Consider the following 25877-nt stretch of genomic DNA (forward strand, 5'->3'; position numbering starts at 1 on the left):
TCGGACTACGCACCGGCGTAGTGGAATTGTGTGCCGAACAGGGCACTCGCGGATCGGGGCTGTGCCATCCTGACCGGCGTCGCAGCGGAGTCGAGGGGGAGGCCGCCGTCCATGGGACAGAGCCGGCAGGCGTTGATCATCGCCGTTCCGAAGTACGAACTCGCCGATCACTTCGAGGATCTGACGGAAACCGTCGGGCATGACGTGGAGCTGATCTCCGCCGCGCTGCGCTCCTCCGGATACGGTGTCGAACTCATCGGCGCCACCGCGGACGAGCCGGCCCTGGGCTCCCGGATCCGCAGCGCCATCAGCCGTGTCTGCGCGACCGCGCCAGAGGACGGCACGGTCCTCATCCACTTCACCGGACACGGTCTCTCGGTCGACGGCGCGGACTATCTCGTCCCCTCGGACGCCCAATTGACGTGGGCGACGACACCGCCCCGAGTCGACGTCGACAGCCTGATAGGCCTCGATCTCGCCAAGCTCCTGAAAGGCTGTCGCGCCGACACCGTGCTGTTCACCGTCGACGCCTGCCGTGACGCGGATGACGCCGCCTCCTTCGGCGGTCCGGCCACCAGCTTTCCCGCAGGCCGGGACCGGGTCGCCGTCCTCTTCGGCTGTGGCCCCGACCAGACCTGTGGCTCGGACGAGAAGCTGGGCAGCCACTTCTCCCGCGCGCTCGCGGAGGCACTGCACGCGGACTCCTCGCCCCGCACACTTCCCGAGGTCATCGCCCACACCGTCGGCAGGACCGCCGTGTTCGCCCGAGCGGCCCGCGAGGAGCAGACCCCCACACCGCACTACGCGCCGAGCGGCCCCCAGGCGATCGAAGAGGTCGAACTCTGCGCTGGGCGGACCCTCCAGGAGGAGTGGACCCTCTCCGTACGCGACGCCGAACTGTGGCACTCGGTTTCCTGTACCGAGGAGCGTCGTATCCAACTCCAGCAAGCCCTCACCGAGTTGACGGGCCAGTGCGCCAAGTGGTGCGGCGCCGCGCTTGCCGGGGTGCCCGATCCCTGGGCCGACGACGACTTTCCCGTACGTGTGCTGAAGAAGGGCCTGCGGCCCTTGTTGGCCCCCTCGCAAACCCAGGGAGGCCCCCTGCTGGACGCCGGCGAGTTCGCGGCACTCGCCGCCGCGCCGTTCGTACGCGAGGCGGTGTACGCCATGGGCATCAAAGGGGCGTCCGCCGTCTTCCCCTTCCAGCTCGACCCGGCGAGTGGCGACGCCGGCCGGAATCCGGAACGGGTGGACCTGGAGCACACGTTCGCCGCACACGCCCTGCTCTGGCGCAAGGGCCGCGAACTTCTCGGGCGGGGGAGGGACGAGGAGTCGAACGCGGTCGCGGCCTGGCTCCTGCGCCGCCACGTCAGTGCCAAGGAGGAGCTGTGGGACGAGTACGCCCCCCAGTTGCTCGCCCCGCTGGCCAAGGCGATGATCGGCGACGACGCGCCTCCCGCGCGGATCGGGGAACTCACCAACGAACTGGTGAGCGTCTGCCGACAGACCGCCCTCGCCCCCGCCGAGCCGTACCAGGGGGAGCGAGAGTCGGCCGATTCGCGCTGGAGTCTGGATGAAATCGAACGCCCGGAGGGAACCCCGGAACGCTGGCGCCCGCGCGAGCTGTCCTGGCTGATCGGCGTGGCCGGCCTGCTCGGCGGGGACCTGCGCCAACTGCCCGGCGTTCTCGTCGACAACATCGGCATCACCGACGGGCTGCGGCCCGCCGAGGCCGTCGCGAGTGTACGGCGGCTGCACTGGGCCCGGGATCGGCTGAGCAAGGCGCTGGACCTGGCCCTCGACTGCCCTCATCCCGCCATCCACGCCGGCCTGGAAGCCCTCACCGGCTGGGCGGATGACGCCGTCCAGAACATCCGGCAGCGCCTCGCGCCCGACGAGCCCGGAGGTCTTCTGGCCTATCTGCCGGTCCGTGTCACCGGCCGTAAGCTGCGACCGCAGTACGACCCCAAGACCAGGAGCCGCGCCTACGGGATGCCGCTCATGCGCTTCAGTCTCGCCGAAGACGAGATGCGCGAGCTCCTCATGGGCAATCGTCTCTACGGCGATCGCACCCTCGCCCTGCGCGAGCTCTATCAGAACGCCCTGGACGCCTGCCGCTACCGCCAGGCCCGATTCCGTTACGGAAAGGCCGCCCGGGACATTCCGTACCAGTGGACCGGCGAGATCGTCTTCCGCCACGGAACGGACGACGACGGCCGTGCTTTTGTCGAGTGCGAGGACAACGGCGTCGGCATGGGCCACGAAACCCTCCGTGGCACCTTCGCCCGCGCCGGCCGCCGCTTCGAACAGTCCCGCGACTACCGCCGCGAACAGGCCCAGTGGCGGCGCGCCGACCCCGGCCTCCGCATATACCCCAACAGCCGTTTCGGCATCGGCGTCTTCAGCTACTTCATGCTGGCGGACGAGATCAGTATCTGGACCCGGGCCACCGACGAGTACGGGCACGCGGACTCCGGGGGTGGGCTGCGTGTGGACATCGCGTCCAGCGGGAGCCTGTTCCGGATCCGGAAGGGGGCGGAAGCGCAGCCGGGCGGGGGGACCCGGGTACGGCTCTATCTGCAGGCGGACGACGTGGACGTGGCCGAGGAGCTGAGGAAGCACATCTGGCGGTCGGAATTCGACATGAGAGTGGAGCGGGAGGGAGAGGCCGTCCGTACGTGGGAGGCGAAGGCGCTCTATTACTTCGGTGACCGCACCGGGCCCGTGGCGGCGGGGGAGGACATGTGGTGGGTCGAGGGGAAGGGGTGTCTGCTGGCGGACGGCGTGTTGGTGGAGCAATCGGTCTTGCAATCCCTGGGCGATCGCAGTGCGCGTGGCTGGCTTGCGGCGGACGGCGGTCCCTCCTTCCGCCGCTACTCCTACCACTACGACGACGGCAGCCGTGAGTGGGGAGAGCAGAACGACCGGCCCTTTGGCTATGTGGTGGATCTTCGGGGGTCCCACGCACCGGACATCAGCACGAATCGCAACAGCATGCTCTCCTACGACCGTCAGTGGGTCGACAGTCGGGTCGGAGAGGCATGTGACGATTTCGACGCGCCCGACTGGCTCACCGTGGAGTGGTTGTGGGCTTTCGCCACGGTGAACCCCGCGGGCGCGATGCGGATGGCGCAACATCTGTTCGCCACCGACGCTCGTATCGTCAGCCAGGGCGACTGGAACAGGACGGTCATCGAGTTTCGACGCATCGGTTGTGTCCCTCTGGACGCGAAGCTTGCGCTGAACGCGTCGATATCGCGACACCTGGGGCATGATTCATACCCCCGCGACGGTCTGGCGGCCTGGAGACTCGGTGTCCTTCGGGCAGAGGGCGTTCCGTTGGATGACAACCTGCGCGATCTCGCGGCGCCGGAGACGGTCGAGGGCTACCCGGAGCCGCAGGCATGGGAAGTGCGGCTCGATGACGTGTCCAGCCTGAACCACGCGGCCCTGTCGTGTCTGCCCGGTGAAACACTGACGCTGGGCCATGTGCTTCAGCGGTTGCGGCGCTATGCCATCACGGGAGCGCTCGTCCCCGAGCTGACGGATCTCGAGGGCGCGTACGGCATGGCACTCGACTCGCTGGACAGCCAGATCTGTTTGCGCGGTCTCCCGAGAGACCCGAGAGGCCCGAGAGTAGGGAACCACGCCGACGGGGAGAGAACGCCGTGGCGCCCCCTGATCGACGTCCTTCAGAGCTTGAGCGTGAACGCGGGCCTGACGCTGGGCGAGACCCTCAAGAGGGTACGTCGCCTCGTCGCCGCGGGTCTCCCGTTCGTCATGCCCCAGATGGACGGCGAAGCCCCTGCCGGCGCGGTGGCGTCCGACCGGGACCTCGACGTGTTGAGGTGGCACCCCCTGATCACGCCGCCCGAGCATCAGATCTTCATGTCGGATCAGCCCACAGAGGCGGAGTACGAGGAAGTACTCCACCGGTACGGCTGGACCGGCTTGCCTCAAGAGAGCATGCCTGCCCCCATCCCCCCCTGGTTGGATCCTTGGGTTCCTTCGGATTCCGGCCCACCGGAAGACGGGTCGTCGAGCGCCTGGACCAAGGAGAGGCAGGAGGAGTTCCGGCGGTGCTTCGGTATGCACGCCCGGGATCGGGACCGAGAGGTGTCGCTCCGCCAACTGGCCCATGCCTCCGGGATGCTGTCCTTGTCCGTTGCGGACGTGGTTGAGCGGTACTCGGACGTATTCGCTCGGCAGGACCTTCGGATTCCCGCTCTCGGGGAACTCGCCGACCGTGTCTTCACCCGATTCGACAGTGACTTGCTGAGAGTCGCTTCGAGCGTCACGAGCCATGGGCACCCGTTCTCGTTCTCCTGGACGTGCCCTGCTCCCTTGCTGGACACGGCCATCACCGTGCGTGAGGCGGATGCGAGCACGGAGAAGGTGATCGAGCGGATCGAGGAACTGTCCGCTCTCGGGCTTCTGGCGAACGAGGCACCGGCCCTGGTCGAGTCATGGCGTGCCATTTCGTTCAGCGACTGGGACCTCTTTCCGAAGGATCTCGCCCGACGGATCGTGGAGCACGGCCACGACAGCGACACGGCGGACGGCTCGGTCGCGAGTGACGGATTGCATCCCGCTCATGCTTTCTCGATCGCGGCGTACGCGGGACTGTCCGTCGGTGAGGTGTGCACACGTGTCCATCGCCTCGGCACACTCCTGGGTGTCGATTTGTCGTCGGCTCTTCCCCCGGAGATCTTCGCTGCCGACGCCCGTCCCGACGAGCGGGACGTCGAAGCGTGTTGTCACACGTCACAGAGAGATTTCCGTTGGGCCCAGCCGACCATCGAGGCCCTGGTGACCCATGCCCGGGCCGACGACCGTACCTTGGGCGACAGCATCGAGGTACTGAGCCGCTACGCGTCCCTGGGCGCACCGTGGGCCGAACCGGACGACACGAGCGGCAACGGTTCCTGGCGCGACCATCGGCCCACGCCGCACGACAGTGCCCTGTTCAAGGAAGACCTCGTGGGTGACCTCCGGGCAGGCCCCCTCGAACTCGTCCGCGTAGCCGCCCGCTTCGGCTGGCGCATCACTGACGCCTGGGACCGCCTCGCGCTCTACCGCCCCTTCGGCTTCGCACTCGACGTCGAGCGCCCGGAGTTCGAAGCCGTCCCCGTCTGGCAGGACCTGATCCTGCTCACCGAGCGCTACACGGGCAGCGCCCCCGCGCTGACGGGCCAGGTGACACCCGAGCGCATCGCGGTGGCCGCCAGGGAGCTGCAGCGGTCCACCCGCTGGATTCACGACAGGCTCAGCCTGTATGCCGCTCTCTTTGGCCTCGAAATGCCGCAGAAATGTCCTGCCGAGCCGGCCTCGATGCCGGCCCCTGAGTACTACCGGCCCGATGCCGTTGCCGAGTGAGGAGTCCCGCCCCATGCCCGCACATGAATCGACCGAGTTCCGCGAACACGAGACGGCTGCCAGAACGGAGGACACCTTTGCCGTCGTACGGTCCGAGGACGGCCGTTGGTACACGGTGACCGGCCCATGCCCCACTTGTCGGGCGACGTCCGTCTTCCGGGTGGCGTACGGGGTATTGGGCCCGTCCAAGAGATGGCGGGGCCGAGGGAGAAGTCGCCCGGAGCCGCTCACCGGCAGCATTCCCATGTACTGCCAGTGCGGCTACCCCCACGCGGAACGGCCCCCGGAGTCTCCCGACACAGGCTGCGGCGCGTTCTGGGACGTACCGGTGCCTGCCCCGGCGCAGGGCGCGACGTCGTGACCGACCTCGCCCGGAAGCGGTTCGCCCAACTCGGACAGCAGCTCCAGTACGACCAACTCGGCACCGTACGGCGGCAGGCGGAGGGGTGGCGCAATGGCCTGACCGGGCTCACGGGGTTGGTGGGCGCGGTGTTCGTGCTCAAGGGCAGGGAGAGCGTCGCGGGCATGCCCGATATCTGGCGCTGGACGACGGCGGCGCTGCTTGTGCTGGCGTTCCTGCTGCTGCTCTCGGGGGCGTTGCGCGCGGTGCGAGCCGCGCACGGGCAGTTGGGGGAGCGGACCTGGCTGAGCGGTGATCTGCTGTTCGCCGCCGTCCTGGACGAGGTCGAACGGACCCAGGACGCGCTGACCTCGGCGCGGCGCCGGTCGGTGACCGGACTCTGCCTCATCGTCGCGGCCGTCGCCGTTTCCTGGGTGGTGCCTGCTGAGGAGTCGGCGACGCCGAAGCCCGCACGAGCGTATGTCCTCGTGGCCACGGGCAAGGAAGTCCGGTGCGGGGAACTCGTGATCAGCGACCGCGAAGCGGTGACCATCAAGGCCGGCAAGAAGGGCAAGCCGCACAGGGTACCCGCCGAGCAGGTCCGGTCCGTCACTCCGGTGGACCGATGCTGAGCACGCCGTGGACCATGGCATTGGTGGAGGACGCCAAGAAGCAAGCGCGTACCACGGGTAATACTTGTCAGTAACAACGTCTAGCCCCCCGCCGACCAGCGGTTCTACCGTGCCCACATGCCGAACCTGCCCGATGTCGTGCTGTGGTCGATACCCGCCTTCGTGCTGCTCACCGTGCTCGAGGTGATCAGTGTCCGGATCCATCCGGACGACGATGCCGCCGGGTACGAGGCGAAGGACGCCGCGACGAGTGTCGGGATGGGGCTCGGGAGTCTCGTCCTCGACTTCCTCTGGAAGATCCCGATCGTCGCGATCTACACGACGGTCCACGAGCTGACGCCACTGCGCGTGCCCGTCCTGTGGTGGACGATCCCGCTGATGTTGCTCGCGCAGGACTTCGTCTCCTACTGGTCGCACCGTGGGCACCATGTGATCCGCATCCTGTGGGCCTGCCACGTGGTGCACCACTCCAGCCGGAAGTTCAACCTGACGACCGCCCTGCGGCAGCCCTGGACCACCTGGACCGTCTGGCCCTTCTACGTCCCGCTCATCGCCCTCGGCGTGCACCCGGCCGCGCTCGCGTTCTGCTCCTCCGTCAACCTCGTGTACCAGTTCTGGATCCACACCGAGCGGATCGGGAAGCTGCCCCGGGCGTTCGAGTTCGTGTTCAACACGCCGTCGCACCACCGGGTGCACCACGCCTCCCAGGGCGGCTATCTCGACCGTAACTTCGGCGGCATCCTCATCGTCTGGGACCGGCTCTTCGGGTCGTTCGTCGAGGAGACCGAGCGGCCGGTGTACGGGCTGACGAAGAACATCGACACGTACAACCCCCTACGGGTCGCCACCCATGAGTACGTCTCCATCGCCAAGGACCTGAAGCTCGCGGGGAGTTGGGGCGAGCGGGCGGGGCGGGTCTTCCGGTCGCCCGGCTGGGGGCCGGCGGCCACCGAGAAGCAGTCGGCCGTGGCCACGGAGACCGTCGCGTGAGACGAGACAGGGGACCTCTCCTCCTCGTCGCCTTCGGGCTCGCCGCCGCCGTCGATCTCGGGTCCCTGGCCGTCGGGTTCACCCCCGGACATGTGGTCGCCAAGCCCCTGCTGATGCCGTTGCTCGCGGCGTGCGCGTACGTGCGTGGCGGCCCGCGGCCGCTGACCGCCGCTCTTCTCCTCGGCTGGGGCGGAGACGTGCTGCTCCTCTCCGACGCCGAGCCGGCCTTCCTCGCCGGGATGGGCTCCTTCGCGGTGGGGCACCTCTGCTATCTGGTTCTCTTCGAGAGGCTCGGGCGGCTCGGGCGGCCCAGGACGAGTGCTCCACGCGCGCGTGCCGCCCGCATGTCCGTCGTCTGCGGCGTCGCGTACGGCTTCGCCCTGGTCGCCGCCGTCGCGAGCCTGTGGCCCGGCCTTCCGGCTGATCTACGGCTGCCCGTCGCCGGCTACAGCGCCCTGCTGACGGCGATGGCGTGGGCGGCCGCCCGGCTGGGGCCCGTCACGGGGCTCGGGGGCGCCCTCTTCGTGGTGTCGGACCTGCTCATCGCGACCGGTGTCGCCGAGTGGCCGCAGCTCCCGCGGCCCGACCTGTGGATCATGCTCACCTATCTGACGGCCCAGTACCTGCTGGTCCACGGGGCCCTCGGGACCTTCCACGCGCGGGCCGAGGACACCCCGACGCACGGCAAGGTGTCCACGAACACGGTCTGACCAGGCCGAACGGCGAAGGAACCGCCCCCGTACGTGCCGTCGCACGGCAACTCGCCACTCACCAGCGGATCGGCACCGGCAACGCCGTCAGCAGCGCCGACACCGCGACGACCACCGCCAGCACCGCCACCTCCGCGCGGGCGGGAGCGCAGGCGCCGAGCGGGTCGGTCGTGTGGCGCAGCCGTAGCCGGGCCCACAGGGCGAGGGCGGCGACGGCGGTCACGAGGAGCACCTTGGCGAGCAGGGCGCGGCCGTACGCCGTCTCCGTCAGCTGGTCGAGGACCGTGTCCGGCGGCATCCGGCGCAGCGTGCTCCACACACCGGTGGCGGTGACGGCGGCGAGCAGAACGGCGGCCACGCGCGCGTAGAGGCCCAACAGCGTGGCGCCCGCCTCCGTCGTGCGCCACGCGCGCGTGCGCAGCGTCCGCAGGACGTGCGGCAGTCCGCCCGCCCACAACGCCGCGCACGTCAGGTGCACGACGGTCAGACCGGTGCCGACGAGCGGGCCGTACTCGGTGGTGGGATGGGCACGCAGGGCCTCCGCGACGACGATCGCGGCCAGGGGCAGTGCCTGGGCGGCCGGCCGGCGGGAGAGCGCGAGCAGGCCGGCCGCCGCGAACGCGTTGACCTCCAGGAGGGCGAGTCTGCCGTCCCGGGTCTCGTAGAGGCCGCCCACGTCGATGTCGGCGGGGGAGTCCGGCACCAGGTTGCCCGTGGCCACGACCGAGGCCAGCCCCAACGCGGCCACTAAACCGGCCCCCGCCGCCCACGGCGCCCAACTGCGCGGCGTCTGCGGAGGCGCGCCCGGCACCCGCCGCGCAAGCCACAGCACGAACAGCTCACCCGCCGGCACGCAGAGCGCGGCCAGCAACACCGCCCGCAGCAGGGCGATCCCGCCCGACCCGGGCGCCGCGGCCTCACCCGTGCCGTCCAGCGCGACCCGCGGTCCGAACAGCGGGACCAGCGCACCGACAGTCACCAGGACGAGCACGACGACGGCCCGGCCGGTACCACCGCCGGGCCGCCCAGGTCGCCGCCCAAGCCGCCGCTCGGGCTCGTCCGCCGCCCCCGTCGCCTCCGCCGTCCGTCTCGTCAGGGTCACCCCGAGAAGTTCACCAGTCGCACCAGACCCGGGCAAGTGCCGGAAAACAACTGGCAGTTCGACATTCCGCCCATGTGTACGAGTCGGGAGGGTGTTTGTCTCATACAGGGAAGGGCCGGGCGGTGCGCCACCGCCCGGCCCGAACTCCGTAGGAGAGCGCCTTACTTGGTCACCGCGTCCAGCGCGTCCGACGACGTCACGATCGTGCCGTCGGCCACCGGACGGCGCGAGCGCTGGTGAGGCACTCTCACTCCCCGGGTGCCGGGGCTACTTCTTGACGGCCTTCAGGGCGTTGACGATGCCGAACCCGTAGAAGCCGTTGACGCGCGGGCTGCCCTCGCACACCGCGTCCTGGGTGCCGTCGCCGTTCTGGTCGTACGACTCCGGGCAGGTCTGCTTGTCCGCCTGGGCCTTCAGCAGCCACTGCAGCTGCTCCGGGCTCGCCCACGGGTGCGTGGACTTCAGCAGCGCGGCGACACCGGCGGCGTGCGGCGACGCCATCGACGTGCCCTGGAGGAAGCCGTACTCACCGTTCGGCATGGTGGACAGGATGCGGCCGTCCTTCGACGGGGTGTCCGGGAGCTGGTAGCGCCGGTCACCGCCCGGCGCCGCGATGTCGATGACGCCGTTGCCGTACGTGGAGTAGTACGACTTCTCGTTCTTCACGCCCGTCGCGCTCACCGTGACGATGCCCGGCAGCTGGGTCGGCACGTTGAAGCACTCGCTCGGGTCGATGGTGCGCTCGACCGGAGTGGTGTCATTGGGGCTGGACGCGTCCACGATCGCGTCGGAGGCGAGGTCGTGGTTGGAGTTGCCCGCGGCGGCCAGGTGCAGGGTGCCCTTCTTCGTGGCGTACTTCTGGGCCCGGTTGACGGCGTCGGCGATGGCCTTCTGGTCCGGGTCGTCGACGCAGTTGTAGAGCCACGGGTCCACGTAGTAGCTGTTGTTCGTGATCTCCACGCCGCGGTCGGCGGCGAAGACGAACGCGCAGACGACGCTCTCCGCGTAGAAGAGGCCGTTGCTGCGGTCGGTCACATTGATGCTGGAGACCTTCACGCCCGGCGCGACACCGGCGACACCGACGCCGTTGCGGGCGGCGGCGATCTCACCGGCCACGTGGGTGCCGTGGTAGTCCTGCGGGGTGTACGGCCGCCAGGAGCCCTCACTGGTGTCCGCCACACCGCCGTTGCAGTTGGCGGACTGGGAGGCGGAGAAGTTCGGCGCGAGATCCGGGTGGGTGTCGTCGACGCCGGTGTCGATGACGGCGACGGTGACCTTCTTGCTGCCCGGGTTGATCTTCGCGGCCTGGTCGGCGCCGATCGACCGCAGGTCCCACTGGTCGGCCTCGAGGGGCTCGGCGTCGGGGATGTCCGCCGAGGCGGCCTTCACCTTCGCGGCCTCCGCGTCCGTCAGGTAGTCGACGGCACCTTCGTCCGTCGTACCGGCCGGGGTCAGCGGCGAGGTCCGCGTGGCGCCGGCGGACTGCACACCGCGCGCGCCGCGGATCGTCGCACCGAACTCCGGGTTGGTCGAGTGGACCACGATCACGCCGATCTTGTCGTACGTGATCACGACCGTGCCGCCGGCCGCGGCTATCGCCTTCTGCACGGAGGCGATCGTGCGCTTGTCGGTCTTGGTGTTCACGACGTACGAGAGGTTCGGGCCCTCCGCGGTCGCGGCGGTGGGCTCCGCGAGCGGGGCCGCCGAGGCGACACCCGGCAGGAAGCCGAGCGAGGCGGTCAGCGACAGGACGACCGGCACCGCGAGCGCGAGCCGTCGTCTTGAGCGCAGTTGAGCCATGGGGTCTCCACATCATCCGGAAACGAGAACCGGCCCGGCAGAGTCCGCCTGGGCAGGTACATGACGTTGGTGGTGCAGCCCGAAGCTATCCCTCGTCCTCGCTGGCCAGCAATGACTTCGGGGCCGGGCGGCCGAAGTAGAGGGGTAACCCTCGAAGTCGCCGCACCTCACGACGGTTTCCGAATCGGTTTTCGAAAGAGACGCGCACGGTTGAACCGGTCCTCGCGCGCCGCCGTGACGTTGTGCAGGGAGCCCGAGCACGATCGTGCACCCGTCACCGTGAGGAACAGAGCCGACCCCATGTCCGTATCCAACCCGTCCCCAGATCCGACGGCGAAAACGTCACCAACCACCGTCGCGACCGCCGCAAAGACGCGAGGAGACTCCGTGGCAACCGACGCACCGCCCCCCTCGAAGGCAGAACACCATCTCCCTTCCACCGAGGAGTTCGCCGCGGTCCAGGAGAGCGCTGAGTTCGGTGAACTGCGCCGCTCCTACCGCTCGTTCGCCTTCCCGCTGACCGTGGGCTTCATCGCCTGGTACCTGCTGTACGTCCTGCTCTCCAACTACGCGGGCGACTTCATGGGCACCAAGCTCTTCGGCAACATCAACGTCGCCTTCGTCCTCGGCGTCGCCCAGTTCGTCACCACATTCCTCATCGCCTGGTGGTACTCGAAGCACGCCGCCGAGAAGCTCGACCCCAAGGCCGAGGCGATCAAGTCCCGGATGGAGGGCGGCGCATGAGCCCCGTACAGCAGACATTCCTCGCCGCGAACGAGGCCAGCGAGCACCGGCCGCTGATCATCACCCTGTTCGGGCTGTTCGTCCTCGCGACGCTCGCCATCACCATCTGGGCCGGCCGTCAGACCAAGGACGCCGCCGACTTCTACGCGGGCGGACGGCAGTTCAGCGCCTTCCAGAACGGTCTCGCGGTCTCCGGCGACTACATGTCCGCCGCGTCGTTCCTCGGCATCGCGGGCGCGATCGCCCTCTTCGGCTACGACGGCTTCCTGTACTCCATCGGCTTCCTGGTCGCCTGGCTGGTCGCCCTGCTCCTGGTCGCCGAGCCACTGAGGAACTCCGGCCGCTACACCATGGGCGACGTCCTCGCGTACCGCATGCGCCAGCGCCCGGTCCGCACCGCGGCCGGCACCTCCACGATCGTCGTGTCGATCTTCTATCTGCTGGCCCAGATGGCGGGCGCGGGCGTCCTCGTCTCGCTGCTCCTCGGCATCACGTCCGACGCGGGCAAGATCCTCATCGTCGCCCTCGTCGGCATCCTGATGATCGTCTATGTCTCCATCGGCGGTATGAAGGGCACCACCTGGGTCCAGATGGTGAAGGCCGTGCTGCTGATCAGCGGCACGATCCTCATTACGTTCCTGGTGCTGCTGAAGTTCAACTTCAACATCTCCGATCTGCTGGGCACCGCCGCCGAGAACAGCGGCAAGGGCGCGGCCTTCCTGGAGCCCGGCCTCCAGTACGGCGCGACCGGCACCTCCAAGCTGGACTTCATCTCCCTCGGCATCGCCCTGGTGCTCGGCACCGCCGGTCTGCCGCACATCCTGATCCGCTTCTACACGGTGCCCAACGCCAAGGCCGCCCGTAAGTCCGTGAACTGGGCCATCGGCATCATCGGCGGCTTCTACCTGATGACCATCGCGCTCGGCTTCGGCGCCGCCGCGCTGATCTCCCAGGAAGAGATCATCGCCTCCAACCCGTCGGGCAACACGGCGGCCCCGCTGCTCGCCCTGCACCTGGGCGGCGTCGACTCGGCCTGGGGCGCGATCCTGCTGGCCACGATCTCGGCGGTGGCCTTCGCGACGATCCTCGCCGTGGTGGCGGGCCTCACCCTGGCCTCGTCCTCCTCCTTCGCGCACGACATCTACGCCAACGTCATCCGCAAGGGGCAGGCCTCCGGCGCCGAGGAGGTCCGCGCGGCCCGCTGGGCGACCGTCTTCATCGGCGTCATCTCCATCGGGCTCGGCAGCCTCGCCCGCGACCTGAACGTGGCCGGCCTGGTCGCCCTCGCCTTCGCGGTCGCGGCCTCCGCCAACCTGCCGACCATCCTCTACAGCCTCTTCTGGAAGAAGTTCACCACCCAGGGCGCGCTGTGGTCGATCTACGGCGGTCTGATCGTCGCCGTCGGCCTGGTGCTGTTCTCGCCCGTCGTCTCCGGCGACCCGAAGGCGATGTTCCCGGGCGTCGACTTCGCCTGGTTCCCGCTGAAGAACCCGGGCATCATCTCCATCCCGTTCGGCTTCCTGATGGGCTGGCTGGGCACCGTCCTGTCCAAGGAGGAGCCCGACACCGGAAAGTACGCCGAGCTGGAGGTCCGGTCCCTCACGGGCACCGGCGCCCACTGAGCACCGCGCCCTGTTGATTCCGGCTTCGCGCGGGGCCGTCGTAGCGACCTACGGCGGCCCCGCGCCGCGTCTTGTGGGAACGGGCCGGTGTTGTTGTCAGTGCGGTCACGTAGGCTCGCAGGTGTCGGAGAATCGGGGATCCGCGAGCGAGGACCGAGAATCGTTCGTGATCCGTAGAACGAGGGAGGGGGCCCACGTGCTCATCGACACCTACGGCCGAGTGGCCACCGACCTGAGGGTCTCGCTGACCGACCGGTGCAATCTGCGCTGCACCTACTGCATGCCCGAGGAGGGCCTGCAGTGGCTCGCCAAGCCCGACCTGCTCACGGACGACGAGATCGTCCGCCTCATCGACATAGCCGTCCGGACCCTGGGCATCACCGAGGTCCGCTTCACCGGCGGTGAGCCCCTGCTCCGCCCCGGCCTGGTCGGCATAGTGGAGCGTGTGGCGGCGCTCGCCCCCCGCCCCCAGATGTCCCTCACCACCAACGGCATCGGCCTCAAGCGCACGGCGACGGCCCTGAAGGCGGCCGGCCTGGACCGGGTGAACGTCTCGCTGGACACCATCCGCCCGGACGTCTTCAAGACCCTGACCCGCCGGGACCGCCACAAGGACGTCCTCGAAGGCCTGGCCGCCGCCCGCGACGCGGGGCTCACCCCCGTCAAGGTCAATTCCGTCCTGATGCCGGGCCTGAACGAGAACGAGGCCCCGGACCTCCTCGCCTGGGCCGTCGAGCACGACTACGAGCTGCGCTTCATCGAGCAGATGCCCCTGGACGCCCAGCACGGCTGGAAGCGCGACGGCATGGTGACGGCGGGCGACATCCTGACCTCGCTGCGCACCCGCTTCGACCTCACCCCCGAGGGCTCCGAGATACGCGGCTCGGCCCCGGCCGAGCGCTGGCTCGTCGACGGCGGCCCCCACCGCGTGGGCGTCATCGCCTCCGTCACCCGCCCCTTCTGCTCCGCCTGCGACCGCACCCGCCTCACCGCCGACGGCCAGGTCCGCACCTGCCTCTTCGCCCGCGAGGAAACCGACCTCAGGGCCGCGCTGCGCTCGGGCGCCCCCGACGAGGAGATCGCCCGCATCTGGCGCCTGGCGATGTGGGGCAAGAAGGCGGGCGCGGGCCTGGACGACCCGTCCTTCGTCCAGCCGGACCGGCCGATGTCGGCGATCGGAGGCTGACGGAAGCGCCCCTTGAGGGGCGCGGGGAACTGCGCGAGAAACCACGAACAACCCGCAGCCGCCGGTCCACCCATGGCCCCTACCCCTGAGGCGCTTCCCAGTCCTCCAGCGTGACGACATCCTTCAGAAACCCCCGCACGCCCAAGAACTGAGACAGGTGCTCCCGGTGCTCGTCGCACGCGAGCCACGTCTTGCGCCGCTCCGGCGTGTGCAGCTTCGGGTTGTTCCAAGCGAGCACCCAGACCGCGTCGGCACGGCAGCCCTTGGCCGAACAGATGGGGGAGGCGGGATCGGAGCCGGGGACATGGAGGATGTTCACACGTCGACCCTAGCCGCAGAAAAGGCGACGCCGAGCAGCCACGGGGGGAGCTGCCCGGCGTCGGTCTGTCGCTCCGACGGGGGATGCGGAGCGCGTACGAAGTATGTCACGGGTAACCGTCTGCCCGGCACAGGAACTACATGATTGATCTGAGCTTTTCTTGAGCTTGGCGGGTGGCCGGCTTCCGCTTCGGCTGGATTCCCGGTGCTCAGGCCCGCTCGCGCGGCTCGCTCGGCCGACCACCCGCGGGATCGTCCGCGACGTCCTCCGGGAAGGATTCCGCGAGGCGTTCCTCGGCCTGGAATTCGCCCGAGCGTGAGGCGTCCGTGTCCGGGGCCGGGGCGATCATCGGACGCATGGGAGCGGTGACGAAGGTGGACGGCAGCGAGGGCGCGTTCTCACGGCCCGCGTTGGCGATCACCACGGCGATGTACGGCAGCACCGCTCCCAGCACCAGTGCGACGACCGCGACGTGCCGTTCGACGTTCCAGAGGGTCGCGGCGGCGATCACCGAGAGGGTGCGGACGGACATCGAGATGACGTAGCGCCGCTGTCGGCCGCGCACGTCGTCGGTGAGACCCTGCCGGGCGCCTGTGATCCGGAAGACCTCGACGTCGCCATGCTTCCGCATCACGTTCCACCACCCGCCTGTATCGGAGCTCCCCGGCCCGTGCCCCGCCCCTGCCCGTTCGGGGGAACGGGGTCCGGACAAGCTCCACGTTACGCCGCGTCTGCGCCGCCTACGAGACCGGGTCATCTTCCACCAGGAGGGGAGGGAATGCGCCGTAGCGCGTACGGCCGCGCCCGACATGCGGCGTACCGCGGGCGGGCCGACACTGGGCGTAATGCTCACGTAGAGCCGTACGAGGAGGCAGCCATGGGCTGGTTGTGGGCGATCATCGTGGGATTCGTCCTGGGCCTGCTGGCCAAGGCGATCATTCCGGGTAAACAGCACAGCCCGCTCTGGCTGACGACGATCTTCGGCATCATCGGCGCGATCGTCGGCAACGCGTTGGCCCGGGCCTTCGGCATCGACGAGACCCGAGGCATCGACTGGGGCCGCCACGCCCTCCAGCTGGCAGCCGCGGTGGTCATCGTCTTCGTGGGCGACATGGCCTACACGGCAACCCTGGGCAAGAGAAAAGAACGAGCCTGAGCCCCGAAAAGGGGCGCGGGGCTGTTTCGATATGCGGCTCCGCCGCGCGGGCGCGCCAAGCCACGACGCAGCGGCACCCGCCAGTCCCCCACGCCCCTACGGCGCCTAGGCCCCAGCCACCTCGACAGCGGCCAGATTCTTCTTCCCCCGCCGCAGCACCAGCCACCGCCCGTGAATCAGCTCTTCCCGGGACGGAACCGCATCCTCGGCGGTGATCTTGACGTTGTTCACGTACGCCCCGCCCTCCTTCACCGTCCGTCGCCCCGCGGACTTGCTCGGCACCAGCCCGACCTCGGCGAACAGATCGACAACCGGGGCCAGCTCGGCAACCTTGGCATGCGGCACCTCCGAGAGGGCCGCAGCCAACGTCCGCTCGTCCAGCTCCGCCAGCTCACCCTGCCCGAAGAGGGCGCGGGACGCGGCGATCACGGCAGCGGTCTGATCGGCGCCGTGCACCAGCGTCGTCAGCTCCTCCGCCAGCGCGCGCTGCGCGGCACGCGCCTGCGGCCGCTCCTCCGTCTGCTGCTCCAACTCCTCAAGCTCCGCACGGGACTTGAAGGACAGGATCCGCATGTACCGGGTGATGTCCCGGTCGTCCACGTTCAGCCAGAACTGGTAGAACGCGTACGGCGTCGTCATCTCCGGGTCGAGCCAGACGGCGCCGCCCTCGGTCTTGCCGAACTTGGTGCCGTCCGCCTTGGTCATCAGCGGAGTGGCCAGCGCGTGCGCCTCCACGCCGGGCTCCAGCCGGTGGATCAGGTCCAGGCCGGCCGTGAGGTTGCCCCACTGGTCGCTGCCGCCCTGCTGGAGCGTGCAGCCGTACCTCCGGTAGAGCTGGAGGAAGTCCATGCCCTGGAGGATCTGGTAGCTGAACTCGGTGTAGCTGATGCCCTGGTCGGACTCCAGCCGGCGGGCGACGGAGTCCTTCGTCAGCATCTTGTTGACGCGGAAGTGCTTGCCGATGTCCCGCAGGAACTCGATGGCGGAGAGGCCCTCGGTCCAGTCGAGGTTGTTGACCATGACGGCCGCGTTCTCGCCCTCGAAGGACAGGAACGGCTCGATCTGGGCGCGCAGCCTGCCGACCCAGCCGGCGACGGTCTCCGGGTCGTTCAGCGTGCGCTCCGCCGTCGGGCGGGGGTCGCCGATCAGGCCCGTCGCGCCGCCGACCAGCGCCAGCGGCCGGTGTCCGGCCTGCTGGAGCCGACGCACGGTGAGCACCTGCACCAGGTGCCCGACGTGCAGGGACGGCGCGGTCGGGTCGAAGCCGCAATAGAACGTGACGGGACCGTCCGCGAGCGCCTTGCGCAAAGCGTCCTCGTCGGTGGACAGGGCGAACAGCCCCCGCCACTTCAGCTCGTCGACGATGTCCGTCACGGTTCTCGTGTCTCCTCGATGGTCTTCGCAGGTGTTCGCCCGGCAGTCGGGTGACAGCCGACCACGAACGCCTACGAGGTTATACGCCCTGACTGACAGAACTCATATTGAAATCCGGCACCCGCAGCGCGGGCATCGCGGCCCTGGTGAAGTAGTCGCTCCACTCGCGCGGCAGCGTCTTCTCCGTGCGCCCGGCCTCCGTGGCCCGGCCGAGCAGGTCCACCGGCGACTCGTTGAACCGGAAGTTGTTGACCTCGCCGGTGACCTCTCCGTTCTCCACGAGATAGACGCCGTCCCGGGTCAGCCCGGTCAGCAACAGCGTCGCCGGGTCGACCTCGCGGATGTACCACAGACACGTCAGCAGCAGCCCGCGCTCCGTGTTCGCGACCATCTCCGCCAGAGAGCGGTCGTCGCCGCCGTCCAGGATCAGGTTGCCGATCGTCGGCACCACCGGCAGCCCGGTCAGGCCCGCGCTGTGCCGGGTGGTCGGGAGGTTCGTGATCTCGCCGCCGCTGATCCACTCGGTCGCCTTCAGTGGCAGCCCGTTGTCGAACACCGAGCTGTCGCCCCCGGAGGAGTGGGCCAGCACGAAGGGCGCGGACTCCAGGCCCGGCTCGTTCGGGTCGCTGCGCAGGGCCAGCGGCAGCTCGGTCAGCCGGTCACCGATCCGTGTACCGCCGCCGGGCTTGCTGAACACCGTCCGGCCCTCGGCCGCGTCCCGCGCCGACGCCGACCACATCTGGTAGATCAGCAGGTCCGCCACGGCCGTCGGCGGCAGCAGCGTCTCGTACCGTCCGGCGGGCAGCGGCACCCGCCGCTCGGCCCAGCCCAGCCGTACGGCCAGCTCGGCGTCCAGGGTCGCCGGGTCCACGTCCTTGAAGTCGCGCGTCGATCGTCCCGCCCAGGCCGAACGCGTACGGTCCGGGGACTTGGCGTTCAGCTCCAGCGTCCCGTTCGGCTGATCATGGCGGAGCCGCAGCCCCGTGGACGTACCGAGGTAACTCGACACCAGCTCGTGGTTGGCGAAGCCGTACAGCTCGCGGCCGCCCGCACGCGCGCGTGCGAACGACTCGCCGAGCGCCGGCGCGAAGTCGGCGAACACGGCGGAGGAGGTCTCGGCGGGCGCGTCCGTGAAGTCGGGGGAGTGCTGCACGCCCGTGATCAGCGGCTGGGCGTCCTCGGCGGGTCCTCCGCCGCGCGCGGCGGCCTCGGCGGCGCGTACCAGCGGCTCCAGCTCCTCGGCGGTCACGGCGGACCGCGACACGACCCCGGAGGCGGTGCCCTCCTTGCCGTCGACGGTGGCGACGACGGTCACCGACCGCCCACGGGTGACCCCGTTCGTCGTCAGCGCGTTGCCCGCCCAGCGCAGGTTCGCCGTCGAGTACTCGTCGGCGATCACCACACAGCCGTCGGACCGCGACAGCTCAAGAGCCCGCTCGACGATCTCGTGCGGCTTGTGCGCCTTGTTGTTCCCCGCGCTCATCGACCGGCCTCCTGCGTGGTGTTCAGAATGTTGACGCCCTTGAAGAGGGCCGACGGGCAGCCGTGCGACACCGCGGCGACCTGGCCCGGCTGGGCCTTCCCACAGTTGAAGGCACCGCCCAGGACGTACGTCTGCGGCCCGCCGACGGCCGCCATGGACCCCCAGAAGTCGGTCGTCGTCGCCTGGTACGCGACGTCCCGCAGCTGCCCGGTGATCCGCCCGTTCTCGATCTTGAAGAACCGCTGCCCGGTGAACTGGAAGTTGTACCGCTGCATGTCGATGGACCACGACCGGTCCCCGACCACATAGACCCCCCGCTCGACCCCGCCGATCAGATCCTCGGTCGACATCCCGGCCGGGTCCGGCTTCAGCGACACATTGGCCATGCGTTGCACGGGCACATGCCCGGGGGAGTCGGCGTACGCGCAGCCGTTGGAGCGACCGAGGTCGGTCAGCCTGGCGATGCGCCGGTCCAGCTGGTAGCCGACGAGGGTCCCGTCCCTGACGAGATCCCAGCTCTGGCACTCCACCCCCTCGTCGTCGTAACCGATGGTCGCCAGGCCGTGCTCGGCGGTGCGGTCACCGGTGACGTTCATCAGCTCGGAGCCGTAGCGCAGCTTGCCGAGCTTGTCGAAGGTGGCGAAGGAGGTGCCGGCGTAGGCGGCCTCGTAACCGAGCGCGCGGTCCAGCTCGGTGGCGTGACCGATGGACTCGTGGATGGTCAGCCACAGGTTGGACGGGTCGACGACCAGGTCGTAGACGCCCGCCTCGACGCTCGGCGCCCGCATCTTCTCGGCGAGCAGCTCCGGGATCCGCGCCAGCTCGTCGTCCCAGTCCCAGCCGGTGCCCGTCAGATACTCCCAGCCGCGCCCGACCGGCGGCGCCAGCGTCCGCATCGAGTCGAACTCACCGCTGGACTCGTCGACCGACACGGCGGTCAGCGACGGATGCAGCCGTACGCGCTGCTGGGTGGTCACGGTCCCGGCGGTGTCCGCGTAGAACTTGTTCTCGTGCACCGTGAGCAGCGAGGCGTCCACATGGTTGATCCCGTCGGCCGCCAGCAGCCGCGCACTCCAGTCCGCCAGCAGCGCGGACTTCTCCTCGTCGGGTACGGCGAAGGGATCGATCTCGTACGAGGAGATCCACGTCTTCTCCGCGTGCACGGGCTCGTCCGCCAGCTCGACCCTCTCGTCCGACCCGGCGGCCTTGATGACCTGCGCGGACAGCTTGGCCATCGCCACGGCCTGCGAGGCGACCTTCGCGGCGGCGTCCATCGTCAGGTCCACACCGGACGCGAACCCCCAGGTCCCGCCGTGCACCACCCGCACCGCGTACCCGAGGTCGGTCGTGTCCGACGACCCGGCGGGCTTGGCGTCCCGCAGCCGCCAGGACGCACTGCGCACCCGCTCGAACCGGAAGTCCGCGTGGTCGGCGCCGAGAGCACGGGCGCGGGCGAGCGCGGCGTCGGCCAGGGCCCTTAGCGGTAGTGCCGTGAAGGCTTCGTCGATGGAATGGGGCACCGATGTCTCCCTGTTGCCGAGCGGTCGTGGTGGCCTGTCGGGTCCGATCATGTCGCGCCCGCGGGTGAGGGGACCACCTCTTTCCGGCTGCGGTCGGCGTGCTTTCTGTAGGGACCCCACAGCGAGGCCCCCGCGCCACTGTCACTGCCCCAATGCCCACATGACGGACCGTACCGATAGGTTTTCGAGGAAGGCACCTGCCGTCCAGGCTTTCGGGCGGGTGTTCAGACCGCTAAGGAAAGGGTGATCCGTTGAGCCGCTCGGTTCTCGTCACCGGAGGCAACCGGGGCATCGGCCTCGCCATCGCCCGCGCGTTCGCCGACAACGGCGACAAGGTCGCGATCACGTACCGCTCGGGTGAGCCGCCGGCCGGCTTCCTGGCCGTCAGGTGCGACATCACCGACCCCGAGCAGGTGGAGCAGGCCTACAAGGAGATCGAGGCCGTGCACGGCCCGGTCGAGGTCCTGATCGCCAACGCCGGCGTCACCAAGGACCAGCTCCTGATGCGCATGACCGAGGAGGACTTCACCTCGGTCATCGACACCAACCTCACCGGCACCTTCCGCGTCGTCAAGCGCGCCAATCGCGCGATGCTGCGCGCCAAGAAGGGCCGCGTCGTCCTCATCTCGTCGGTCGTGGGCCTGTACGGCTCCCCGGGTCAGGCCAACTACGCCGCCTCCAAGGCCGCCCTCGTCGGCTTCGCGCGCTCCCTCGCCCGTGAGCTCGGCTCGCGCAACATCACCTTCAACGTCGTCGCCCCCGGCTTCGTCGACACCGACATGACCAAGGTGCTCACCGACGAGCAGCGCGCGGGCATCGTGTCGCAGGTGCCGCTCGGCCGGTACGCGCAGCCCGAGGAGGTCGCCGCGACGGTGCGGTTCCTCGCCTCGGACGACGCCTCGTACATCACTGGAGCCGTCATCCCCGTAGACGGCGGACTGGGAATGGGTCACTGAACCATGAGCGGAATCCTCGAGGGCAAGCGCGTCCTGATCACCGGTGTGCTGATGGAGTCCTCCATCGCCTTCCACACCGCCAAGCTGGCCCAGGAGCAGGGCGCCGAGATCATCCTGACCGCGTTCCCGCGGCCCACGCTGACCGAGCGCATCGCCAAGAAGCTCCCGAAGCCGACCAAGGTCATCGAGCTCGACGTCACCAACGACGAGCACCTCGGGCGCCTCGCCGACATCGTCGGTGAGGAGCTCGGCGGCCTCGACGGCGTCGTCCACTCCATCGGCTTCGCCCCGCAGGACGCCCTCGGCGGCAACTTCCTCAACACGCCGTTCGAGTCCGTCGCCACCGCCATGCACGTCTCGGCGTACTCCCTGAAGTCGCTCACCATGGCCTGCCTGCCGCTGATGCAGAACGGCGGCTCGGTCGTCGGCCTCACCTTCGACGCGAAGTTCGCCTGGCCGCAGTACGACTGGATGGGCCCGGCCAAGGCCGCCCTGGAGGCCACCAGCCGTTACATCGCTCGCGACCTGGGCAAGCAGAACATCCGCTGCAACCTCGTCTCCGCCGGCCCCCTCGCCTCCATGGCCGCCAAGTCCATCCCTGGCTTCGGCGAACTGGCCGCCGTGTGGGACGACCGCGCGCCCCTGGAGTGGGACCTCAAGGACCCCGAGCCGGCCGGCCGCGGTGTCGTCGCGCTGCTCAGCGACTGGTTCCCCAAGACCACCGGCGAGATCATCCACGTGGACGGCGGGCTGCACGCGATCGGCGCGTGAACGCTGCCGCTGGGCCTGACCGACGGCTGGGCCCGCATCCCTCTCGGGTGCGGGCCCAGCCGTCGGTCGTCGTCACTCGTTCGGCCCATCCGACGGGCCGCCGGGGCCGGGTGCCGCGCAGGCTGGACGTACACCGCCCAGCCACTCGGCCGAGGAGGTCCCCCTTGTGCGCATCTCCCGCAGCATCGCCCCCGCTGTCGTCGCCCTGGCTCTCGTACTCGCCCTCCCGTCCGAAGCGACACCGCACGCGCGCGTGAGGGACGGAAACGATGACAAGCCCGATCCCTTCGGGGCGGCCTGCCGCAGCACCGTCATCGGCTCCCAGGTGATCGCGCACTGCTTCAACCCCTACGTGGCCGTCGACCGTGTGCGGCTGCACATCGAGTGCGCGCGGTGGTGGGACATCGACAGCGACGGCGCCCAGGTCGAGACGGGGCCGGCGCAGACCGTACGGCTCACCGGGCGCTGCTGGAAGGAAGTCCGCTCGGTGTGGTTCAGCCACCAGCGGGCGGCGGACTGACCCGTCCGGGACGGCAGTGGAAGGGATAGCCGGCCGCCTCCGCCGCGGCGGTCTCCGCGTCGCCCGCGCGGATCGCGTCCACGAGCCGGGCGTGGTCCATGTACGTCTCCGGGGTCAGCTCCTCGCCCACGTCACCGCGCAGCCAGTCCCGCAGCACCTCTCCCAGGTCCGCGTAGACCGTCGTGACGACGTCGTTGTGAGAGGCGGCCACGACCGCCAGGTGGAAGGTCGCGTCGGCGGTCACGAAGGCCTCCGCGTCCCCCGAAGCCCAGGCCTCCTCACGCCGCAGGAGCAGCGCGTCCAGCTGCTTCAGGTCCTTCTCGGTGCGCCGCTCGGCGGCCAGCTTCGCGGCGCTCGACTCCAGGGCGGAACGCAGCTCGGCGATGTGGTTCGGGTCGGCGTCCGCGAAGCGGCGGTGCATCACGCCCGCGAGTTCGCTGGTCGCGACGACGTAGGTGCCGGAGCCCTGGCGGATGTCGAGCAGACCGTTGTGCGCGAGCGCGCGGACGGCCTCGCGGACCGTGTTCCGGGCGACGCCCAGCTGCTCGACCAGCTCCGGCTCGGTGGGGATGCGGGAGCCGACCGGCCACTCGCCCGAGGTGATCTGGTGCCGCAGCGCGGCGATGACCTGCTCGGACAACGCCGATCGGCGGGGATGGCTCAGCGGCATGGCACACCTTCGCACGGACGGGCCGACCGGGAGCAGCCGGGCCATGGACAACCAATCATCCTATGATTCTATGATGGGCGTCATGGTGAGCGAGGAAACCCTGACGGCGACGTCCACCCCCGAACGAGCCGCATCCGAACGAGCCACTCCGCGACGAGCCGCACCCGAACCTCCGGCGCGGGGCTCGCGCGCGTGGACGACGCGGCTGATGATCCTGGGCATCGTCCTGACGGCCCTCAATCTCCGCCCCGCCATCACCAGCCTCGGCGCCCTCCTCGAAGAGGTGCGCGACGGGCTCGGCATGAGCGGCAGCGTCGCGGGGCTCCTCACCTCCGTACCGCCGCTCTGCTTCGCCGTCTTCGGCGTGATGGCGCCCCGGCTCGCCCGCCGCTTCGGCCCGGCCGCCGTCGTCTGCGCCGGCATGGCCGCGATCGCCACCGGCCTGCTGCTCCGGCCGTACGCCGGCGGCACGGCCGGCTTCCTGGCCGCGAGCGCCCTCGCCCTGATGGGCATCGCCGTCAGCAACATCCTGATGCCGGTCATCGTCAAGCGCTGGTTCCCGGACCGGATCGGCTCCATGACAGGCCTGTACTCCATGGCCCTCGCCCTCGGCACCTCGTCCGCCGCGGCCGTCACCGTGCCCATGACCGAGGCGCTGGGCGGGAGTTGGCGGACCGGGCTCGCGGCCTGGGCGGTTCTCGCGGTGGTCGCCGTGGTTCCGTGGCTGCCGTTCGTACGGGATCGCGGCGCACGCTCGCCCGAGCAGCGGGGCTCCGTACGCGGGGGAGGGCGGGCACCCGCGCGCGCGGAGGGTCCCGCGCTGCGGATCACCCGGAGCCGGACCGCCTGGGCGCTCGCCGTGTTCTTCGGGCTCCAGGCGACCGCCGCGTACATCACGATGGGGTGGATGCCGCAGATCTTCCGTGACGCGGGGGTCCCGGCGGGCACGGCGGGCCTGCTGCTGGCCGTCACGATGGTGATGGGCGTACCCCTGGCCTTCGTGATCCCCCGGCTCGCCACCCGGCTGCCCCACCAGGGGCCGATCGTGGCCGTACTGGGCGTCTGCGGCCTCCTCGGGTACGGCGGCCTCCATCTCGCCCCGGCGGACGGCGCCTGGGCCTGGGCGCTGCTGATCGGCATCGCCAACTGCTCCTTCCCGCTGGCGCTCACGATGGTCGGCATGCGGGCCCGCACCGGCGCGGGCGTGGTCAAGCTGTCCGCCTTCGCCCAGAGCACGGGCTATCTGATCTCCGTCCCCGGCCCGCTCCTCGTCGGCGTCCTCTACCAGCACAGCGGCGGCTGGGGCCTGCCCCTCGCCCTCATGGCCGCCCTGATGCTCCCGCAGATCGCGGCGGGCGTCCTGGCGGGCCGCGACCGGGTGGTGGAGGACGAAGCCGTGCGCTGAGGCGCACCCCGACGTCTCCGCCCCGGTTCGGGGGTGCGAAACTGGGCGTATGCCAGTGCTCGACCCGAACCCCCAGAACGGCCAGAAGAAGATGCTCCTGGTCTTCGGCTCGTTCCTCGCCATCTTCGTCGTCATCGGGATCATCGCGGCGATCGCGTCGCCGTGACCGTCGAGGGTGGGGTTAACCCCCCATCCCCTAGGGGGCGAGTCTCAGGGTGAAGTGGGTGGATCACCGGATGGGTTGTGTCGTGCGGATTCCGTAACTTCGAAATGTGGCCGCAGGGGACCCGAGAGGGCCCACGGAGGACCGGGCCACGAGACTCGGAGACCACGGAGGCGGCATGTCGGCCCGTACGCACACCCGGCCCCACCCGGCGACCACGAGCCGCGTCGACATCCGGCTCCCCTGGTGGGCGGTCGCCCTGCCCGCCCTCGGTTTCGTCACGCTCCTGCTGCTGATCCTCAACCCCGCGGAAGCCCGGGCGGCCAGCGGCGACCCCATGATCGCCCACCTCCTGGAGCGCATACAGCAGGCCCTGCTGAACCACGCACCGTGACGAGCCCTCGGCCCTCCGGAGCGCATGTACCGGTGTCGGGTATCCGCACTTCAACTCCCTGCGCCCCATGGCCTGTTTCGTGCGAAGCTGGGACGCATGAGCGTCGCAGAACCCCGCAGGATTGTCCTCTTCCGGCATGCGAAGGCCGACTGGCCCCAGGTTTCCGACCACGAGCGGCCGCTCGCCGACCGGGGCCGTATGGACGCCGCCGTCGCCGGGCGCAAGCTGGCCGACTCCGGCATCCCCTTCGACCTTGCCCTCTGCTCCACGGCCGTCAGGACCCGTGAGACCTGGAAGCTGGCCGTTCATGAATTGCCCGAGCGGCCGAAAACGGTCTACGAGGAGCGGATCTACGAGGCCTCGCCCGGCGAGCTGATCGCCCTGCTCAACGAAACCCCGGACGACGCCCAGAACGTCCTTCTGATCGGCCACAACCCCGGAATCCAGGGCCTCGCCGACATCCTCGCCGGCCAAGGCGAGGGCGACGCCCGCGAGCGGATGAGCCGCCTCGGCTTCCCCGCCGCCGCCTTCGCCGTGCTCTCCTTCGACGGCCCCTGGAAGAGCCTGGAACCGGGCGGGGCCACGCTGGCCGACTACTGGACGCCGACGGAATAACCCCGGCCGAGCGACCCCGCCGGCACGCG

Annotated in this window: 23 protein-coding genes; 15 read left to right on the forward strand and 8 right to left on the reverse strand. The window is 69.8% G+C overall.

Annotation, left to right across the window (positions count from 1 at the left end; translation table 11 throughout):
- The first annotated feature begins 111 nt into the window (after positions 1-111).
- The 4 genes from JIX56_RS36400 (at position 112) to JIX56_RS36415 (ending at position 8048) form a co-directional block, all read left to right on the forward strand.
- Positions 112-5376: an HD domain-containing protein gene (locus JIX56_RS36400; protein ID WP_257546959.1), complete on the forward strand. Its 5265-nt coding sequence runs from the start codon at positions 112-114 to the stop codon at positions 5374-5376.
- Between the two features lie 357 nt (positions 5377-5733).
- Positions 5734-6348: a hypothetical protein gene (locus JIX56_RS36405; RefSeq protein ID WP_257546961.1), complete on the forward strand. Its 615-nt coding sequence runs from the start codon at positions 5734-5736 to the stop codon at positions 6346-6348.
- Positions 6349-6465: 117 nt separating this feature from the next.
- On the forward strand, positions 6466-7338 hold the full coding sequence (locus JIX56_RS36410) for a sterol desaturase family protein (RefSeq protein ID WP_257546962.1): 873 nt from the start codon (positions 6466-6468) through the stop codon (positions 7336-7338).
- Complete coding sequence (locus tag JIX56_RS36415) at positions 7335-8048, forward strand: lysoplasmalogenase (RefSeq protein ID WP_257546964.1); 714 nt, start codon at positions 7335-7337, stop codon at positions 8046-8048. The genes JIX56_RS36410 and JIX56_RS36415 overlap by 4 nt, the downstream gene beginning before the upstream one ends.
- 58 nt (positions 8049-8106) lie before the next feature.
- On the opposite strand, the gene JIX56_RS36420 is transcribed toward JIX56_RS36415, so the two are convergent.
- The gene (locus JIX56_RS36420; protein WP_257546966.1) at positions 8107-9150 is read right to left on the reverse strand and encodes a CopD family protein; all 1044 of its coding nucleotides are present in this window, start codon (positions 9148-9150) and stop codon (positions 8107-8109) included.
- A gap of 267 nt (positions 9151-9417) precedes the next feature.
- Positions 9418-10950 carry a S8 family peptidase gene (locus JIX56_RS36425; RefSeq protein ID WP_257546968.1) on the reverse strand — a complete coding sequence of 511 codons (1533 nt, stop codon included), beginning with the start codon at positions 10948-10950 and terminating at the stop codon, positions 9418-9420.
- A 387-nt stretch (positions 10951-11337) separates the two neighbouring features.
- Here JIX56_RS36425 and JIX56_RS36430 point away from each other — a divergent pair, with 387 nt between their 5' ends.
- The 3 genes from JIX56_RS36430 to moaA all read left to right on the forward strand — a co-directional run bounded on the left by JIX56_RS36430 (position 11338) and on the right by moaA (position 14502).
- The gene (locus JIX56_RS36430; protein WP_257546970.1) at positions 11338-11694 is read left to right on the forward strand and encodes a DUF485 domain-containing protein; all 357 of its coding nucleotides are present in this window, start codon (positions 11338-11340) and stop codon (positions 11692-11694) included.
- Positions 11691-13316: a solute symporter family protein gene (locus tag JIX56_RS36435; RefSeq protein WP_257546972.1), complete on the forward strand. Its 1626-nt coding sequence runs from the start codon at positions 11691-11693 to the stop codon at positions 13314-13316. Before JIX56_RS36430 ends, JIX56_RS36435 begins: the two co-directional genes overlap by 4 nt.
- 196 nt (positions 13317-13512) lie before the next feature.
- Entirely contained in the window at positions 13513-14502 is a 990-nt protein-coding gene (moaA, locus tag JIX56_RS36440) for a GTP 3',8-cyclase MoaA (protein WP_257546974.1), read from the forward strand.
- A 79-nt stretch (positions 14503-14581) separates the two neighbouring features.
- On the opposite strand, the gene JIX56_RS36445 is transcribed toward moaA, so the two are convergent.
- Entirely contained in the window at positions 14582-14821 is a 240-nt protein-coding gene (locus JIX56_RS36445; protein WP_257546976.1) for a hypothetical protein, read from the reverse strand.
- A 208-nt stretch (positions 14822-15029) separates the two neighbouring features.
- The gene (locus tag JIX56_RS36450; protein WP_257546978.1) at positions 15030-15452 is read right to left on the reverse strand and encodes a DUF3099 domain-containing protein; all 423 of its coding nucleotides are present in this window, start codon (positions 15450-15452) and stop codon (positions 15030-15032) included.
- A gap of 246 nt (positions 15453-15698) precedes the next feature.
- Between JIX56_RS36450 and JIX56_RS36455 the strand changes: the two genes are divergently transcribed.
- Positions 15699-15977 (forward strand): GlsB/YeaQ/YmgE family stress response membrane protein, encoded by a 279-nt coding sequence (locus tag JIX56_RS36455; RefSeq protein ID WP_257546980.1) that lies wholly within the window; start codon positions 15699-15701, stop codon positions 15975-15977.
- A gap of 105 nt (positions 15978-16082) precedes the next feature.
- On the opposite strand, the gene tyrS is transcribed toward JIX56_RS36455, so the two are convergent.
- From tyrS to JIX56_RS36470, 3 genes are all read right to left on the reverse strand, one after another.
- Complete coding sequence (gene tyrS, locus JIX56_RS36460) at positions 16083-17351, reverse strand: tyrosine--tRNA ligase (RefSeq protein WP_257546982.1); 1269 nt, start codon at positions 17349-17351, stop codon at positions 16083-16085.
- 79 nt (positions 17352-17430) lie between these two features.
- Complete coding sequence (locus tag JIX56_RS36465) at positions 17431-18834, reverse strand: metallopeptidase TldD-related protein (protein ID WP_257546984.1); 1404 nt, start codon at positions 18832-18834, stop codon at positions 17431-17433.
- Complete coding sequence (locus tag JIX56_RS36470) at positions 18831-20354, reverse strand: TldD/PmbA family protein (RefSeq protein ID WP_257546986.1); 1524 nt, start codon at positions 20352-20354, stop codon at positions 18831-18833. The genes JIX56_RS36465 and JIX56_RS36470 overlap by 4 nt, the downstream gene beginning before the upstream one ends.
- Before the next feature lie 251 nt (positions 20355-20605).
- Here JIX56_RS36470 and fabG point away from each other — a divergent pair, with 251 nt between their 5' ends.
- The 3 genes from fabG (at position 20606) to JIX56_RS36485 (ending at position 22601) form a co-directional block, all read left to right on the forward strand.
- Positions 20606-21310, forward strand: coding sequence for a 3-oxoacyl-[acyl-carrier-protein] reductase (gene fabG / locus JIX56_RS36475; RefSeq protein ID WP_257546988.1), 705 nt, complete (start codon positions 20606-20608; stop codon positions 21308-21310).
- A 3-nt stretch (positions 21311-21313) separates the two neighbouring features.
- Positions 21314-22081, forward strand: a complete 768-nt coding sequence (gene fabI / locus JIX56_RS36480) for an enoyl-ACP reductase FabI (protein ID WP_257546990.1) — start codon at positions 21314-21316, stop codon at positions 22079-22081.
- A gap of 166 nt (positions 22082-22247) precedes the next feature.
- Positions 22248-22601 carry a hypothetical protein gene (locus JIX56_RS36485; RefSeq protein WP_257546992.1) on the forward strand — a complete coding sequence of 118 codons (354 nt, stop codon included), beginning with the start codon at positions 22248-22250 and terminating at the stop codon, positions 22599-22601.
- Here JIX56_RS36485 and JIX56_RS36490 read toward each other — a convergent pair.
- Positions 22576-23271 carry a FadR/GntR family transcriptional regulator gene (locus tag JIX56_RS36490; protein ID WP_257546994.1) on the reverse strand — a complete coding sequence of 232 codons (696 nt, stop codon included), beginning with the start codon at positions 23269-23271 and terminating at the stop codon, positions 22576-22578. The genes JIX56_RS36485 and JIX56_RS36490 overlap by 26 nt on opposite strands.
- A gap of 70 nt (positions 23272-23341) precedes the next feature.
- Here JIX56_RS36490 and JIX56_RS36495 point away from each other — a divergent pair, with 70 nt between their 5' ends.
- The 4 genes from JIX56_RS36495 (at position 23342) to JIX56_RS36510 (ending at position 25848) form a co-directional block, all read left to right on the forward strand.
- Positions 23342-24676: a CynX/NimT family MFS transporter gene (locus tag JIX56_RS36495; RefSeq protein WP_257546996.1), complete on the forward strand. Its 1335-nt coding sequence runs from the start codon at positions 23342-23344 to the stop codon at positions 24674-24676.
- A gap of 49 nt (positions 24677-24725) precedes the next feature.
- On the forward strand, positions 24726-24842 hold the full coding sequence (locus JIX56_RS36500; protein ID WP_005477623.1) for an SGM_5486 family transporter-associated protein: 117 nt from the start codon (positions 24726-24728) through the stop codon (positions 24840-24842).
- A 175-nt stretch (positions 24843-25017) separates the two neighbouring features.
- Complete coding sequence (locus tag JIX56_RS36505; RefSeq protein ID WP_257546998.1) at positions 25018-25233, forward strand: hypothetical protein; 216 nt, start codon at positions 25018-25020, stop codon at positions 25231-25233.
- A gap of 96 nt (positions 25234-25329) precedes the next feature.
- Entirely contained in the window at positions 25330-25848 is a 519-nt protein-coding gene (locus JIX56_RS36510) for a SixA phosphatase family protein (RefSeq protein WP_257547000.1), read from the forward strand.
- The last annotated feature ends 29 nt before the right edge of the window (positions 25849-25877 follow it).

It is taken from the genome of Streptomyces sp. CA-210063, from assembly GCF_024612015.1.
GTDB lineage: Bacteria > Actinomycetota > Actinomycetes > Streptomycetales > Streptomycetaceae > Streptomyces.

Coding starts and splice junctions, on each gene's coding strand:
- fabI (WP_257546990.1), top strand. CDS start 21,314: ATGAGCGGAATCCTCGAGGGCAAGCGCGTCCTGATCACCGGTGTGCTG.
- JIX56_RS36455 (WP_257546980.1), top strand. CDS start 15,699: ATGGGCTGGTTGTGGGCGATCATCGTGGGATTCGTCCTGGGCCTGCTG.
- JIX56_RS36510 (WP_257547000.1), top strand. CDS start 25,330: ATGAGCGTCGCAGAACCCCGCAGGATTGTCCTCTTCCGGCATGCGAAG.
- JIX56_RS36400 (WP_257546959.1), top strand. CDS start 112: ATGGGACAGAGCCGGCAGGCGTTGATCATCGCCGTTCCGAAGTACGAA.
- JIX56_RS36490 (WP_257546994.1), bottom strand. CDS start 23,271: ATGCCGCTGAGCCATCCCCGCCGATCGGCGTTGTCCGAGCAGGTCATC.
- JIX56_RS36495 (WP_257546996.1), top strand. CDS start 23,342: ATGATGGGCGTCATGGTGAGCGAGGAAACCCTGACGGCGACGTCCACC.
- JIX56_RS36425 (WP_257546968.1), bottom strand. CDS start 10,950: ATGGCTCAACTGCGCTCAAGACGACGGCTCGCGCTCGCGGTGCCGGTC.
- JIX56_RS36500 (WP_005477623.1), top strand. CDS start 24,726: ATGCCAGTGCTCGACCCGAACCCCCAGAACGGCCAGAAGAAGATGCTC.
- JIX56_RS36450 (WP_257546978.1), bottom strand. CDS start 15,452: ATGCGGAAGCATGGCGACGTCGAGGTCTTCCGGATCACAGGCGCCCGG.
- JIX56_RS36465 (WP_257546984.1), bottom strand. CDS start 18,834: ATGAGCGCGGGGAACAACAAGGCGCACAAGCCGCACGAGATCGTCGAG.
- JIX56_RS36435 (WP_257546972.1), top strand. CDS start 11,691: ATGAGCCCCGTACAGCAGACATTCCTCGCCGCGAACGAGGCCAGCGAG.
- JIX56_RS36410 (WP_257546962.1), top strand. CDS start 6,466: ATGCCGAACCTGCCCGATGTCGTGCTGTGGTCGATACCCGCCTTCGTG.
- JIX56_RS36505 (WP_257546998.1), top strand. CDS start 25,018: ATGTCGGCCCGTACGCACACCCGGCCCCACCCGGCGACCACGAGCCGC.